Genomic DNA, 14,253 nt, shown 5'->3' with positions numbered 1-14,253 from the left:
TACTAGGAGTGACACCGTGGCGCGTCGTCTCACCAGGGCGCTTACCCTGCTGCCCGCCTTCGCCCTCGCCGTCACCGCGGCAAGCTGCGCGGAGGAAGTGAACACCGGTGGCGAGAGCGAGGCCGGTGACGAGGTCTCGTTGGTCAACGACGGCTCGTTGACCACCTGCACCCACCTGCCCTACAAGCCCTTCCAGTTCACCGAGGGTGGCGAGACGGTGGGCTTCGACGTCGAGCTCGTGGATCTCGTGGCCGAGGAGCTGGAGGTCGAGCAGGAAATCTTCGACACCTCGTTCGAGAGCATCGAGTCCGGTGCCGCACTGGACACCGGGCAGTGCGACGTCGCGGCCGCCGCGATGACCATCACCGACGTGCGCTCGAAGGTGATGGACTTCTCCGACGGCTACTACGACGCGAACCAGGCCCTGCTCGTGAAGCAGAACTCGGACATCGCCGAGCTGGGTGACCTCGAGGGCAAGGTGCTCGGCGTGCAGCTCGGCACCACCGGTGAGGAGTACGCCGAACAGAACCAGGAGGAGTTCGGCTACGAGATGCGCCAGTTCGAGGACCTCGCGCTGCTGCAGACGGCGGTGAAGACGGACCAGGTCGCCGCGGGCATCAACGACAACTCCGTGCTCTACGACTTCGCCAAGAGCAACGACGACGTCGAGGTCACCACGGAGTTCGAGACCGGCGAGGAGTACGGCATCGCGGTCCGCAAGGGCAACGGCGCGCTGCTGTCGAAGGTGAACGAGGTCCTGGCCGCAGCCAAGGAGGACGGCCGCTACGACGAGATCTACGAGAAGTGGTTCGGGCAGAAGCCGGAGAGCAAGTAGTCACCCGACCACGTCGACACCACTCGCGAGAGTCGGTGGAGCCGGTGGCGGCCCACGGGCGGCGCGCACGCGCCGGGGCCGCCACCGGCCGGTCCTGAGGAGTTCTCGTCATGGCGATGTCGCGACGTAAGCGCGCGCAGCTGATCCGCGGCGTGCAGTACGCCGTGCTGGTGTTGTTCTTCGTCCTGCTCGGCGTGTTCGCCGACTGGGGGACGATCAAGGACGCGTTCTTCAACGTCGACGCGGCGGCGACCCAGTTCCCCGCGATCCTGTCCACCGCGCTGGTCAACACGGTCATCTACACCGGCCTCGGCTTCGCGCTGGGACTGGGCATCGGCATGGTCCTGGCGTTGATGAAGCTGTCGTCGGTCGGCCCCTACCGGTGGCTGGCGACGCTCTACATCGAGTTCTTCCGCGGTATCCCCGCGCTGCTCGTGTTCATCGCACTCGGCTACGGCGTGCCGCTGGCGTTCGACATCCGGTTCGACATCTACTCCACCGCGGCGATCGCGCTCGGTCTCGTGGGCTCGGCCTACATCGCCGAGACCCTGCGCGCGGGCATCCAGGCGGTGCCGCACGGGCAGATCGAGGCGGCCCGGTCGCTGGGGATGTCGCAGGCGAGGACCACGGTGACGGTGGTGATCCCGCAGGCGTTCCGGATCATCCTGCCGCCGTTGACCAACGAGCTGATCCTGCTCACCAAGGACTCGTCGTTGATCTACCTGCTGGGGCTGGCCCGGGACGAGTACGAACTCGCCAAGTTCGGCAGGGAGGGGTTGAACGCGACCGGCTCGCTGACACCGATCCTGCTGGCCGGGCTGTGCTACCTCATCATCACCGTGCCGCTGGGCTATCTCTCGCGGTACCTGGAGCGCCGCAGTGGCCGCAAGGAGGAGCAAGGGTTGAAGGTGACGGCCTGATGAGTGACGTGATCGTCCAGGTCTCGGACCTGCACAAGTCCTTCGGCCACCTCGAGGTGCTCAAGGGCATCGACATGGAGGTCCGGCGCGGCGAGGTGGTGTGCGTCATCGGGCCGTCCGGCTCGGGCAAGTCGACGCTGCTGCGGTGCGTCAACGTCCTGGAGGCGCCGAACTCGGGCACCGTGGTCGTCAACGGCTTCGAGCTGACTGACCCCGACGTCGACATCGACAAGGCGCGGCGCGCGATCGGCATGGTGTTCCAGGGGTTCAACCTGTTCGGGCACCTGTCCGTGCTGGACAACCTCACCGTGGCGCAGCGCAAGGTGCTCAAGCGGGACAAGGCCGAGGCCGAGCGGATCGCGCTCGACAACCTCACCAGGGTCGGGCTGGCCGAGAAGGCCGGGTCGATGCCGGCCCAGCTCTCCGGCGGGCAGCAGCAGCGCGTCGCCATCGCGCGGGCACTGTCGATGGACCCCGCCGTGATGTTGTTCGACGAGCCGACCTCGGCGCTCGACCCGGAACTGGTCGGGGACGTGCTCGCGGTGATGCGCACCCTTGCCGACGAGGGCATGACGATGCTGGTCGTCACCCACGAGATGCAGTTCGCCAGGGAGGTCGCCGACACGGTGCTCTTCATGGACGGCGGTGTGGTGGTCGAGCAGGGCCCGCCGAACCAGGTGATCGGCGATCCCCGGGAGGAGCGGACGCAGACGTTCCTCGCCCGGGTGCTCAACCCCGTCCACGTCAACGAGTAGCGTCGCGCCCTCGCGCGGGAACTGATCGCGCACGGCGACCGTCCCAGTACTGACGGCGGTGACCGCCGCCGTCGGCTGGGGCGAGCGAGGGGGCACGGTGCCGACGATCCGCTGGCGACCGTCCGCGGGGAGCCCGGACGACGGGCCGGACGGGGAAATCCCGGGCCCGGAGACCTTCGACCCGTTCGCCGCCGCCCCGCCGCCGCCCGAGGCCGTGATCGACGCCGAGGAGCTGCTGCGGCCGCTGTTCGAACCGGACGGGGGCGGGCTGCTGCGGTGGCGGCGACAGGCCAGCAACGCGCCGATCCTGCAGATCGAGAACCGCTACATCACCGGCAGGCTCGACCTGCGTGCCGCGGATCTGCGGGTGCTGTTCCGGTTCGATAACTGCCGGTTCCAATACCCGCCCGACGTGCGGGAGGCGAATCTACTCGGGCTGGCGTTTCGGCGCTGTCGGTTGCCGGGGCTCAAGGCCAGGAACGTGCGCAGCCGCAACGACGTCCGGCTCATCCGCTGCGAGGTGGAGGTGAACGGTATCGCGCCGGGGTCCGACCTGGGCGCCGAGCGCGGGGTTCCGGACGCGGCGGTGAACTTCACCGACGCCGTGATCGAGGGGTCGATGATCCTCACCGGGACCACCATCCGGCACTCCACGGGCAAGGCGCTGCAGGCGGACCGGCTCGTCGTCACCGGGGCGTTTCTCGCGTACCGGCTGGTGACCGAGGGCGAGGTTCGCATCCCGGGGCTGCGGGCGGGCGGCAACGTGAACTTCTCGGGCGCGTCGCTTCGCAACCCCAGAGGTTTCGCGCTCAACGGCAACGGCGTTTCCGTGTCGGGCAGCCTGCTGTGCGAGGTGGACAACTTCGGGCACTCGGGCTCGCAGCGGCCGTTCACGGCCGACGGCCTGGTGTTCATGCCCAGCATGCGGGTGGCGGGCGATCTGGTGTTCCGGTCGGCGCGCCTGCGGGTCGACCCGGCAGGCGAGATCGTGGTGGACGCCTGGAAGACCGGCGACTGGTACGTCGACCCGCACCCCGCGTTCATCGCCGATCGCATGCACGTGGACGGCAACGTCGAACTGAGCGACGGGCTGACCGCCACGGGGACGTTGCGCATGGTGAACACCTACATCGGGGGATCGCTGCGGCTCGCGGGTGCCACCGTCACGGTGGGCAACTCGGAGCCGCCGTACCGAGACAGGGCGATCCACCTGGACGGCAGCCAGATCCACGGCGACCTCGAAGGCGGCAGGTTGCGCACCGAGGGCCAGTTCCGGTTGGCCGATGTCATCGTTCGCGGCAGCGTGCGCTTCCATGGCGGCACACTCACCCACGCGGGCAGCGACGCCTTCTCGGCCCGGCGCACCCGCGTGTCGGGCAGTCTGATGCTGGCCGGGTGCGTCTCCAAGGGAACCGTGCGTCTCCAGGGTGTGACCGTCGGCGGCAGTATCAACCTTTCCAACCTTGATGTGTCCGAGCCGGAGCGGGACGAGGACGCGGGCGACTGGGCGGTGGACCTGCGCTCGGTCCAGGCGGCGCGGGACGTACTCATGCACAGCAGGGGCGACGGCGGGGGGTTCCGCGCCGACGGCGGCGTGACCCTCGACGGCGCCGTGGTCAAGCGCCGGATCGCCCTCGACGGTGCGGTGCTCACCGCACCGGGGGGACACTTCGCGCTCGACGCCGGAGACTGCGTGGCCGAAGAGTTCGAGTTCACTCCGTTCTCGGCGCCCCAGGGCCGGATCTCGCTCCGCGGCGCCCAGTGCGGGACGCTCCACGACAACGAGCAGCTGTGGTACGCCAGCGAGGGTGTCGAGCTGGAGGACTTCCGCTATGGCGCGCTGGACACGCCCATCGCCCTGAAGAACGACGTGGCGGTCGAGCAGCGGCTGACCTGGTTACGGCACGCGGCCCGCGGCTACCGGCCGGGGCCCTACGATCAGCTCGCCACCATGCTGCGAGCCTCCGGGAACGAGGAACACGCCGACTCGGTGCTCATGCGCAAGCAGCAGTACCGCTACGAGGCGCTGGCCAGCGGTTATCGCTGGGTGTTCGGCGTGGGTGTGCGCGTGTGGAGCTGGTTGCAGCGCTGGATGATGGGCTACGGCTACCGCCCGGTGCGCGCGCTGGCGTGGCTGCTGGGGATGCTCGTCCTCGGCAGCCTCTGGTTCGGCCTGGGCAGCGACGACTGCGTCGCCGACGCGGGGCGCTTCGTCGTCATCGGCGAACGCTGTGCGGTGAACATGGACGACACCGGGCTGGAATGGAACCCCGTGCTGTACACGGTGGATCTGCTGGTGCCCATCGCCGACTTCGGCAACAAGAACCGCTGGCACATGTCCGGTGCGGACAAGTGGGTCTCGACCGGGTTCACCGCGATGGGCTGGATTCTGGCGACCACGGTCGCGGCCGGTGTCACGCGGACCCTGCGCCGGAACAACGGCTCGTAACGTCGCGGGCCGTGGCCGCGATGACCCCGGGTGTCCGCCACCCTGCCGAGGGAAGTGCCTGTCCCCATGCGTCTCGCCACTCCCGCGGCCCTCAGCGCCGCCGCGGTCCTGCTCGCCGTCACCCTGTCCGGATGCTCCGGGCGGCAGGCGGTGCCGTCCAGCTCACCCCAGTCACCGTCGACGAGTCCGACGGTGACCCTCACCGAACCCGCGGGAGGCCCGACGCGAGCCCGCTGAGGTGGGACGGCCTGCTACCAGCGTTCCCCGCCCCGATCAGCGGCGAGAGCGTCGGCGACAATCCAAACCCCTGCGACGTCATCGTGACGATCGACTCCGGCGGGCCACCCCGCGGAAGACCCGGCCACCCCGTGTTGTTCACTTCGATCGTGAGTGTTGAGCAGTCGAAACCCCGCGCCCGCGTGCGCGCACCCGAGCTGACCGGCGACGCCTGGTGGAACACCGGGGGCGCGCCGCTGACGCTGGCCGGTCTGCGCGGCAAGATCGTGCTGCTGGACTTCTGGACGTCCGGCTGCGTCAACTGCCTGCACGTCCTCGACGAGCTGCGTCCGCTGGAGGACGAGTTCCACGACGTGCTCGTGACCGTGGGGGTGCATTCGCCGAAGTTCGCCCACGAGGGCGGCCGCGACTCGGTGACCGCCGCCGTGGCCCGCTACGACGTACGGCATCCCGTGGTGAGTGACCCGGAGATGGCCCTGTGGCAGCAGTACGCCGTGAAGGCGTGGCCGACGCTGGTGCTCGTGGACCCCGAGGGCTACGTCGTCCACGTCGCCGCCGGTGAGGGCCACGGCGAGGCTCTGCGCCGGGTCATCGCGGAGCTGGTGGCGACGCACGAGAGCGCGGGAACGCTGCGGCGGGGTGCGCTGGACCGCACCGCGGCGGACCCCGCCGACGGCGACAAGACCGCCGAGACCGCCGAGACCGCCGAGACCGCCGAGACCGCCGAGGACGCGCCGTTGCACTTTCCCTCCAAGGCCGTGGTCACGGCCGAGGGGCGGGTGCTGGTGGCCGACACCGCCCGGCACTCCGTCGCGGAGTTCGCCTCCGACGCCGAGACGCTGCTGCGCCGCTTCGGCGACGGCACGCGCGGCGCCGCCGACGGTGCCTTCGACGTGGCGAGCTTCGCCGAGCCTTCCGGGCTGACGCTGCTGCCCACCCACGTCGCCGAGCGGGTGGGTTACCACCTGCTCGTCGCCGACACCGCCAACCACCTGCTCAGGGGCATCGACCTCCGCACCGGCGCCGTGCGCACCGTGGCCGGGACCGGGCGGCAGTGGCGGGACGGCGAGCATTCGGGCCCCGCGCTGGACGTGGACCTCACCAGTCCGTGGGACGCGCGGTGGTGGGATGCGGCGGGTGGCGTGATCGTCGCGATGGCGGGCAACCACACGTTGAGCGTGTTCGACCCCGTGGCCGGCACGATCTCGCGGTTCGCGGGCACCACCGTGGAGGGACTGCGCGACGGGCAGGCCGGTGAGGCGTTCTTCGCCCAGACCTCCGGCCTCGCCGTGGCGGGCGAGCGGTTGTGGCTCGTCGACGCGGAGACCTCGGCCCTGCGTTACCTCGAACCCGACGGCGATTCGGGCGGGTTCCAGGTCCGCACGGCGGTGGGCCACGACCTGTTCACCTTCGGCCACCGCGACGGGCCAGCCGACCGGGCGCTGTTCCAGCATCCGGTGGACGTCACGGTCCTGCCGGACGGTGCCGTGGCCGTGGCCGACACCTACAACGGCGCCGTCCGCCGCTTCGACCCGGCCGAGGGCACGGTGACGACGCTGCGGCAGGGACTGGCCGAGCCCACCGGTCTCGTCGTGACCGACGGTGGAGTGCTGGTCGTGGAGTCGGCGGCCCACCGGTTGCGTGCGCTGCACGACGGCGGCGTGGCCGAAGCCGACCGCGCGGAGGCGGCCGGTGGTGACGTCGGTGCCGTCGTCGACGGCGACGAGCTCGCGGTCAGCAGGCCCGCCACCGTGCTCGCGCCGGGGCAGGTGCGGCTGACGGTGACGTTCGTGCCGCCGCCGGGCGAGAAGCTCGACGACCGGTACGGCCCCTCCACGCGGCTCGAGGTCAGTGCCTCGCCGCCCGAACTGCTGGTGGACGGCGGCGGGGTGGGCACCGACCTGGAGCGCACCCTGACCCTCGCCGAGGGTGTCGAGGGTGGCGTGGTGCAGGTCGTCGCGCAGGCCGCGAGCTGTGCCTCCGACGCCGAGCACCCGGTCTGCCGCGTCACCCGCCAGGACTGGGGTGTGCCCGTATCGCTCGAATCCGAGGGTGACCGAGGATTGCCGCTCGTCATGGCGGGAACTCCGGCCGAGTAGGCACGCGGCCGAGATCCGGTCCGTTCCCGCGACGTAGCATGAATCCCGTGTCAGAACCCAACAGTCCACTCACGTCGGACGCGAAGCTCGAGATCCAGATGCTGCACGATCGGGTGCTCGTGCGCATGCCGTCGTCCGACGGCGAGCGGCGTAGCACCGGGGGCATCGTGATCCCGGCGACCGCCCAGGTCGCCCGGCGCCTGTCCTGGGGCAACGTGCTCGGAGTGGGCAACAACGTGCGCAACGTCAAGGTCGGCGACCGCGTGTTGTTCAACGCGGAGGAACCACTCGAGGTCGAGATCCAGGGCGATGCGTACCTCGTGATGCGGGAACGCGACGTGCACGCGGTGGCCAGCGAGCGGACGGAGCACGGCACGGGCCTGTACCTGTAGGCACGCGGGAGGGCGCCGGTGGGTGGTTCCGACAACGTGGACGACACCGCCGAGCGCCGCTTCGCCGAGGAACTCCTCCGGCCGGGGGCGCCGCGGAGCACACAGGACACTCTGCCCGCAGTCCCCCAGGACCGGCGCACCCAGCGCACGAAACGGCGGGTGGGCAACCTGCTGCTCGTGCTCGGAGCGCTGACCGCGCTGCTGACGGTGGCATATGTGGTGGATCTGTTCACCAGCATCGGTGACGTCCCGCGTGGCGTCACGGTGTCCGGGGTCGACATCGGCGGCCTCGACGCGGCCGAGGCCGAGCGGGTGTTGCGGCGGGAGCTGGGGCCGCGCGTGTCCCGGCCACTGGAGCTGCGGGCGGGCGAGGTGGTGACACCGCTCGATCCCACGACCGCGGGGCTGCACATCGACTGGGCGGCCACCGTCGAACATGCCGGGGGCCAGCCCTGGAAGCCGTGGGCCCGCCTCGGCGCGCTGTTCGGTCGGCGCGAGGTCGAACCGGTGCCGGTCATCGACGGATATGCCCTGCGCACGGCGGTGCGGGAGGTGGCCCAGCGGCACGTGAACCGGCCCGCTGTCGAGGGCGGTATCGGGCTGCGCCCCGTGGAGTCCGGGGAAAGCGGTGACGCGGGGGCGGTGGAAGCACACCTGATCGAGCCGAGGGCGGGCGCGCGGGTGAGTGACGTGGAGGCCGCCGTGTCGGCGATCGTGGCGCGCTGGCCGCAGCCGGGGCGGGTCGAGATTCCGGTCGAGGTGCTGCGGCCTCGGCTGACGGCGCAAGCCGTGCATTCGACGCTGGACTCCACCGTCCGGCCCCTGCTCGCGGGCCCGGTGCTGCTGCGCGGTGACGGCCGGGACGCCGTGCTGCTGCCGGACGACCTCGGCAGGGCCATGGAGTTCCACATCGTCGGGGACGCCGAGCGGCCCGAGGGCGCCCGGCTCGACGTGACTCTGAACCACGCGGTGCTGCGCACGGCGGCGAGCACCGAACTGCTGCGCACGAGACGTCCCGCCCGGGACGCCGACCTGGTGTTCCGGGGCGGTGTCCCGGTGGTCGTGCCCTCGGTGCGCGGTACGACCATCGCGTGGGAGCGCACGTTCGCCGGGTTCACCGAGGCCGTGGTCACCGCCCCGGAGGGCAGGCGAGAGGTGCCGGTGCGCTACGACCCCGTGGAGCCGTCCGTGACCACCGACGAGGTGCGGGCGCTGGGTGTCCGCGAGGTGGTCGCGACCGCCACCACCCTCGGGCACTCGCCGGACGTCCTGTCGAACCTGCGTGGCATGGCCGCCGCGGTACACGGCACCGTGGTGCGTCCGGGCGAGACGTTCCGGCTGGACCGGCACACCGGCCCCCGCACCGCCTCACGCGGCTACGGCCGCGCCCCGCTGTACGAGGACGGGACGGGTCCCCGCGTGCTCGGCGGTGGGGTCTCTCAGCTCACCTCAACGCTGTACGCCGCGGTGTACAGCGCCGGTCTGCCTGTCGTGGAACGCACCCCGCATCAGCGCTACCTCGGGCGTTACCCGCCGGGACTCGACGCGGTCTCGGCGGGCGTCAACGGCTCACCCGCCGAGTTCGCGTTCACCAACGACACCGCGACGGCGCTGGCCGTGCGGGCGGCGGTGACGGCCTCGGAGGTGACCGTCACGCTGTGGGGCACCCGCTCCTACGACGTGGACATCGACACCCGTTGTGAACGGGACGGCGATTCCGCCGCCGTCACCACCACGCGGGTGCGGCACCCCCGGCACGGTGGCGGTGCCCCGCGCACGGACACCACCACGACGACCTACGCCCTGGCCGAAGCCACCCCGTGCTGACGCCGTGTCCGCAGCCCACGTAGCCGTGTCCGCAGGCTGCGTAGTCGTGTCCGCAGCCCACGTAGCTGTGTCCGCACCTCACGTAGGCCCACGCACGACATCGCCCACGGCACCACCGTCACGACGGCACCGTGGGCGAGTCTGCCGCGAACTCGCTACGCCTTGAGGCGCTTGCGCGGGTAGATCCCCGCGGCGAGCGAGACCCCGATCGCGGCCACGACGAGCTGGGTGATGAACTCCAGCCAGTCCCAGCCGTCGGTGTCGGCGTAGCCGAGCCCCCTGGCGATCGCCGTGCCGACGAACGCTGCCGCGATGCCGACGAGGATGGTGAGCCAGATCGGGATTCCCTGCTTGCCCGGCAAGACCAGCCGTGCCAGCGCGCCGAGTACCAAGCCCACGAGGATCGCGGAGATAATGCCCGAAATCGCCATGCTGTGCGCTCCTTCAGCGCCGGGGTCGTTGACCCGATCGGGGTACCCAGTTCGCCGATCGTCAACCGTATGAACACCGGGGGCCACCTCCCGCGCGACGCGCGCGGACGGTGGCCCCCGATGAGTGGCGACGCGATCAGAACGCCGCCTCGTCGACCTCCATCAGGTCGTTGTCGGCCGCCTCGACGATGGCGCGCCGCGCGGAGAGCTCCGGCAGCACGGTCTTGGCGAAGAAGGACGCGACAGCGAGTTTGCCCTGGTAGAACGGCACGTCCTTGGCGGAGGCGCCGCCGTCGAGCTTGGCCAGCGCGATCTCGGCCTGCTTGAGCAGCTGCCAGCCGACGAGGAGGTCGCCGGTCGACATGAGCAGCCGCACCGTGTGCTGGCCGACCTTGTAGACGTTGGTGACGTCCTCCTGCGCCGAGGTGAGCTGGCCGATGAGTGCGCCGACCATGCCCTGCACGTCGTCGAGCGCCTGCTTGAGCAGCGCACGCTCGTTCTTGAGCCTGCCGTTGCCCGCCTCGGACTCGATGAAGGACACGATCTCGCCTGCCACGTGCGCCAGCGCCGTGCCCTTGTCGCGGACGATCTTGCGGAAGAAGAAGTCCATCGACTGGATGGCGGTGGTGCCCTCGTACAGCGAGTCGATCTTCGCGTCACGGATGTACTGCTCGATCGGGTAGTCCTGGAGGAACCCGGACCCGCCGAGCGTCTGCAACGACTGCACGAGCTGCTCGGTGGCCCGCTCGGACCCGACACCCTTGACGATCGGCAGGAGCAGGTCGTTGACGCGCTCGGCAAGTTTGATCGACTCGGCGTCGCCCTCCTGCGTCCACACCTGGTCCTGGAACGACGCCGTGTAGAGGTAGACGGCGCGCAGGCCCTCGGCGTACGCCTTCTGGAGCATCAGCGACCGGCGCACGTCCGGGTGGTGGGTGATGGTCACGCGCGGCGCGGTCTTGTCGGTCTGCTTGGTGAGGTCCGGGCCCTGCACGCGCTCCTTGGCGTACTCCAGCGCGTTGAGGTAGCCGGTGGACAGCGTCGCGATGGCCTTCGTGCCCACCATCATGCGGGCGTACTCGATGACCTGGAACATCTGCGCGATGCCGTCGTGCACCTCGCCGAGCAGCCAGCCCTTGGCCGGGGTGCCGTGCTGGCCGAACGTGAGCTCGCAGGTGGTGGACGCCTTCAGGCCCATCTTGTGCTCGACGTTCGTCACGAAGGCGCCGTTGCGCTCGCCCGGCTCACCGGTGTTGGTGTCGAAGTGGAACTTCGGCACCAGGAACAGGGACAGGCCCTTGGTGCCGGGCTTGGCCTCGATGCCGGCTCCCTCGGGACGGGCGAGCACCAGGTGCATGATGTTCTCGGTCATGTCCTGGTCACCCGAGGTGATGAACCGCTTGACGCCCTCGATGTGCCACGAGCCGTCGTCCTGCTGAACGGCCTTGGCGCGGCCCGCGCCGACGTCGGAGCCCGCGTCGGGCTCGGTGAGGACCATGGTGGCGCCCCACGCGCGGTCGATCATGAGCTGAGCCCAGCGCTGCTGCTCCTCGGTGCCGTTGCGGTCGAGGATCATGGCGAAGCTCGGTCCCGCCAGGTACATGTACAGCGCGGGGTTGGCGCCGAGCATCAGCTCGGCGGCCGCCCACTGCACCGTGGGGGGCAGGCCGAAGCCGCCGAGGTTGTTGGTGAGGCCGACCCTCCACCACTCGCCGTCCCACAGCGCCTGGTAGCTCTTCTTGAACGACTCCGGCAGGGTCGCGGAGAACGTCTTCGGGTCGTAGACGGGCGGGTTGCGGTCGGCGTCGACGAACGACTCGGCGAGCGGGCCGACGGCGAGGTTGTTCAGCTCGGTCAGCACTCCCCGCGCGGTCTGCTCGTCGGATTCCGCGAGCACCCCGCTGCCGAGGCGTTCCTGCACGCCGAGTACCTCGAAGAGGTTGAACTCCAGGTCTCGGACGTTGCTCTTGTAGTGGCCCATGTCGTCACTCCGTACACGCGTTGTTCGGCACTCCGGCTGGGCACTCCTGTCGCCGACAGGACGCGCGGTCGGCATCGCCACACCCTGCCCTACTGACCGGTAACATCAGGATACTACCAATGGGTAACCGCAGGCGAGTGTCGTGGCGGGACTGTGACGCGAGATTCGCTGGGCCGGCCCAGTCAGGGCCGCGGCGTGGGGCGCGGCGTGGGACTCGGCGTGGCCTGGGCGTGGTTCACCGGCGTGACGACGAGCAGTCCCGAGCGGAAGGCCTTCGTCACCGCGTGGGTGCGGTCCCGGGCGGAGAGCTTGCGCAGGATGCTCTTGACGTGCGTGCGCACCGTCTCCACCGACAGGAACAGGGTGTCGGCCACCGCGGAGTTCTCCAGGCCCTCGGCGATCAGCTGCAACACCTGGTACTCGCGCCGGGACAACGGCATCTGCGGCCGGTACTCGCCCGCCGCCGCGTCACCGGCTCGCGGCGCGGGCACCAGTGCGGCGAGTGCGGGATCGGTGAAGCGGCGTTCCACGAACGCGCGACGCAGACCGTCGGTGAGCTGGCGAGCCTCCGCCGAGCGGGGAAGCGCGCCGTGCGCCCCCGCCGCCAGCACCGTGGCCAGGTAGTTCGGGGTGCGCTGCCCCTCGCCGACCAGCACCACGATCACCAGCATCGGGTGGTTCTCCGCGAGCACGCGGGTCAGGTGGCCGTGCGGATCGAGTGCCGAATCGAGGATCACGACATCGGGCCGCAGCTGCTCGCACATCTGAATGCCGGCGTGGTGGCTGGAGGCGTGTCCGCCCCAGCGCAGCCCCGGAGTGCGGTTGACCACCATGCTGAGCCCCTCGCGGAAGACCGGCACCGAGTCCAGCGCGGCCACGGTCACCGTGTGGGTCGACCTGTCGATGCCTGGTGTGCTCTGTGCCATCCCGTCCTCCCTCCGCGCGGCCCGGCTGATGCCAGCCCGTCACTCCCCTGGACGGGGTATTCCCGCTGAGCTGAACTGGTTACACCGAACCACACGAGTTACACCGAGTAGAGCTAAGTGGTGCTCAGGAGTGGGCGCGGTCTCCTCCGGGTATTTTCGCGGGTATGCCTGCCCGTGTTCTCGCCGTCACTGTCGATTGCGCCGACGCCGAGTCGCTCGCCGACTTCTGGCGGCGCGTGCTGGGCACGGCGCCGCCCCGGCGGTGGCCGGAGGCCGACGATCTCACCTACGTCGAGCTGCCCGGCGATCCGACGCTGGTGTTCCAGCCCGTGCCCGAACCCAAGTCGGGTAAGAACCGGCTGCACCTGGACATCGCCCCCGCCGAGGGTGGCCGGGATGTCGAGGTCGAGCGGCTCGTCGGCCTGGGCGCACGGATACTTGCGAACGACGAGCGTCATCCCTGGGTCGTCTTGGCCGACCCAGAGGGCAACGAGTTCTGCGTGCTTCCCGCGCCGTGAGACCCGTGGCGGACTCGTGTTCCACGCCACGAACCCCTAGGCTGTGACGGGCCACACACAACGGCATCAAGGGGGATGGCGTGCAACTGGCTCTGGTCTTCGGCGGAGTGGTGATCCTGCTCATCGCCGCGGCGGCGACGGTGGTGTACGAGGACCAGCGTGCCGGGCGCAGGCGGGAACGGCAGCGCCGGGAACGCCTGGTGCGGTTGGGTGAGGCAGAGGCCGTGTCCGCCGCTCCGGTGCTGCGGCGTTCGTCGCCCTGAGCCGCCGCAGAACGACGAACAGGCGGGCGGCCAGCCAGCCCAACGCGGCCCCGGCTGTGTTGGCCATGAGGTCGTCGACGTCGAAGATGCGGTAGGCGTAGGGCGCGGTGCCGAAGTTGGCGGTGAGCTGCGTGATCTCCACCAGCAGCGACAGGCCCAGGCCGGACAGCGTCGCGAACCGAGCGCCCCGCCGCCACAGCGCCAGCACGATCACGCCGAGCGGCACGAACAGCAGCACGTTCATCGAGAACTGCTGGAACGTCTGCGTCAACGGCGCGAACAGTGTCGGTGAGGCGTACCGGTCCAGTTCCGTGCCCACGTCGGCGACCCACTGGAACGGCACCGGCTGCACGAGCTGTGTCAGCCGGGCCTCGCCCGGCGTGGGCAGCGGCAGCAACACCACCGCCACCGCGAGGCAGGCGTACAGCGTGACAGCGGCGGTCGTCGCCACCCGCCGGGCCTCCACCCGGCCGAAGCGGGCGAGGTGGTCGAGCACCTGCGGGACCAGCACCACCGCCCACACCACGGCGAACACGAGCATCCCGGACGTCAAGGCAGTTACCTGGGCCGTCGTCATGATCCTGACGCTAGAACCCGGCGGGGTTTCGCCACCTCGGTCG

The 14,253-nt window shown here is 70.3% G+C and carries 12 protein-coding genes; 8 read left to right on the top strand and 4 right to left on the bottom strand.

What is annotated here, in order from left to right:
- The first annotated feature begins 16 nt into the window (after nt 1-16).
- From FFT09_RS07690 to FFT09_RS07660, 7 genes are all read left to right on the top strand, one after another.
- A complete protein-coding gene (locus FFT09_RS07690) occupies nt 17-835 on the top strand; it encodes a transporter substrate-binding domain-containing protein (RefSeq protein WP_138382259.1) in 819 nt (272 codons plus the stop codon).
- Nucleotides 836-945: 110 nt separating this feature from the next.
- Nucleotides 946-1,755, top strand: a complete 810-nt coding sequence (locus FFT09_RS07685) for an amino acid ABC transporter permease (protein ID WP_024877095.1) — start codon at nt 946-948, stop codon at nt 1,753-1,755.
- Complete coding sequence (locus FFT09_RS07680; RefSeq protein WP_081192597.1) at nt 1,755-2,510, top strand: amino acid ABC transporter ATP-binding protein; 756 nt, start codon at nt 1,755-1,757, stop codon at nt 2,508-2,510. The genes FFT09_RS07685 and FFT09_RS07680 overlap by 1 nt, the downstream gene beginning before the upstream one ends.
- A gap of 97 nt (nt 2,511-2,607) precedes the next feature.
- Entirely contained in the window at nt 2,608-4,959 is a 2,352-nt protein-coding gene (locus FFT09_RS07675; RefSeq protein ID WP_138382605.1) for an oxidoreductase, read from the top strand.
- A gap of 419 nt (nt 4,960-5,378) precedes the next feature.
- On the top strand, nt 5,379-7,295 hold the full coding sequence (locus FFT09_RS07670; RefSeq protein WP_208544398.1) for an NHL domain-containing thioredoxin family protein: 1,917 nt from the start codon (nt 5,379-5,381) through the stop codon (nt 7,293-7,295).
- A 38-nt stretch (nt 7,296-7,333) separates the two neighbouring features.
- Nucleotides 7,334-7,687 (top strand): GroES family chaperonin, encoded by a 354-nt coding sequence (locus tag FFT09_RS07665; protein WP_024877099.1) that lies wholly within the window; start codon nt 7,334-7,336, stop codon nt 7,685-7,687.
- 18 nt (nt 7,688-7,705) lie between these two features.
- Nucleotides 7,706-9,514: a VanW family protein gene (locus tag FFT09_RS07660; RefSeq protein WP_138382257.1), complete on the top strand. Its 1,809-nt coding sequence runs from the start codon at nt 7,706-7,708 to the stop codon at nt 9,512-9,514.
- A gap of 155 nt (nt 9,515-9,669) precedes the next feature.
- Here the strand turns inward: FFT09_RS07660 and FFT09_RS07655 are convergent, their stop codons facing one another.
- The 3 genes from FFT09_RS07655 to FFT09_RS07645 all read right to left on the bottom strand — a co-directional run bounded on the left by FFT09_RS07655 (nt 9,670) and on the right by FFT09_RS07645 (nt 12,852).
- Entirely contained in the window at nt 9,670-9,945 is a 276-nt protein-coding gene (locus tag FFT09_RS07655) for a GlsB/YeaQ/YmgE family stress response membrane protein (RefSeq protein ID WP_081192593.1), read from the bottom strand.
- Between the two features lie 136 nt (nt 9,946-10,081).
- Nucleotides 10,082-11,926: an acyl-CoA dehydrogenase gene (locus FFT09_RS07650; protein ID WP_024877102.1), complete on the bottom strand. Its 1,845-nt coding sequence runs from the start codon at nt 11,924-11,926 to the stop codon at nt 10,082-10,084.
- Nucleotides 11,927-12,108: 182 nt separating this feature from the next.
- On the bottom strand, nt 12,109-12,852 hold the full coding sequence (locus FFT09_RS07645) for a response regulator transcription factor (protein WP_138382256.1): 744 nt from the start codon (nt 12,850-12,852) through the stop codon (nt 12,109-12,111).
- Nucleotides 12,853-13,016: 164 nt separating this feature from the next.
- On the opposite strand from FFT09_RS07645, the gene FFT09_RS07640 reads away from it, so the two are divergent.
- Complete coding sequence (locus tag FFT09_RS07640) at nt 13,017-13,370, top strand: VOC family protein (protein WP_138382255.1); 354 nt, start codon at nt 13,017-13,019, stop codon at nt 13,368-13,370.
- A 120-nt stretch (nt 13,371-13,490) separates the two neighbouring features.
- Here FFT09_RS07640 and FFT09_RS07635 read toward each other — a convergent pair whose 3' ends face one another.
- The gene (locus FFT09_RS07635) at nt 13,491-14,210 is read right to left on the bottom strand and encodes a VanZ family protein (RefSeq protein WP_138382254.1); all 720 of its coding nucleotides are present in this window, start codon (nt 14,208-14,210) and stop codon (nt 13,491-13,493) included.
- Nucleotides 14,211-14,253 lie beyond the last annotated feature (43 nt).

Source organism: Saccharomonospora piscinae, from assembly GCF_005862235.1.
Lineage (GTDB): Bacteria > Actinomycetota > Actinomycetes > Mycobacteriales > Pseudonocardiaceae > Saccharomonospora > Saccharomonospora piscinae.
Note: the sequence above shows the minus strand (reverse complement) of the source record. Positions and strands in the feature narration are given on the sequence as shown.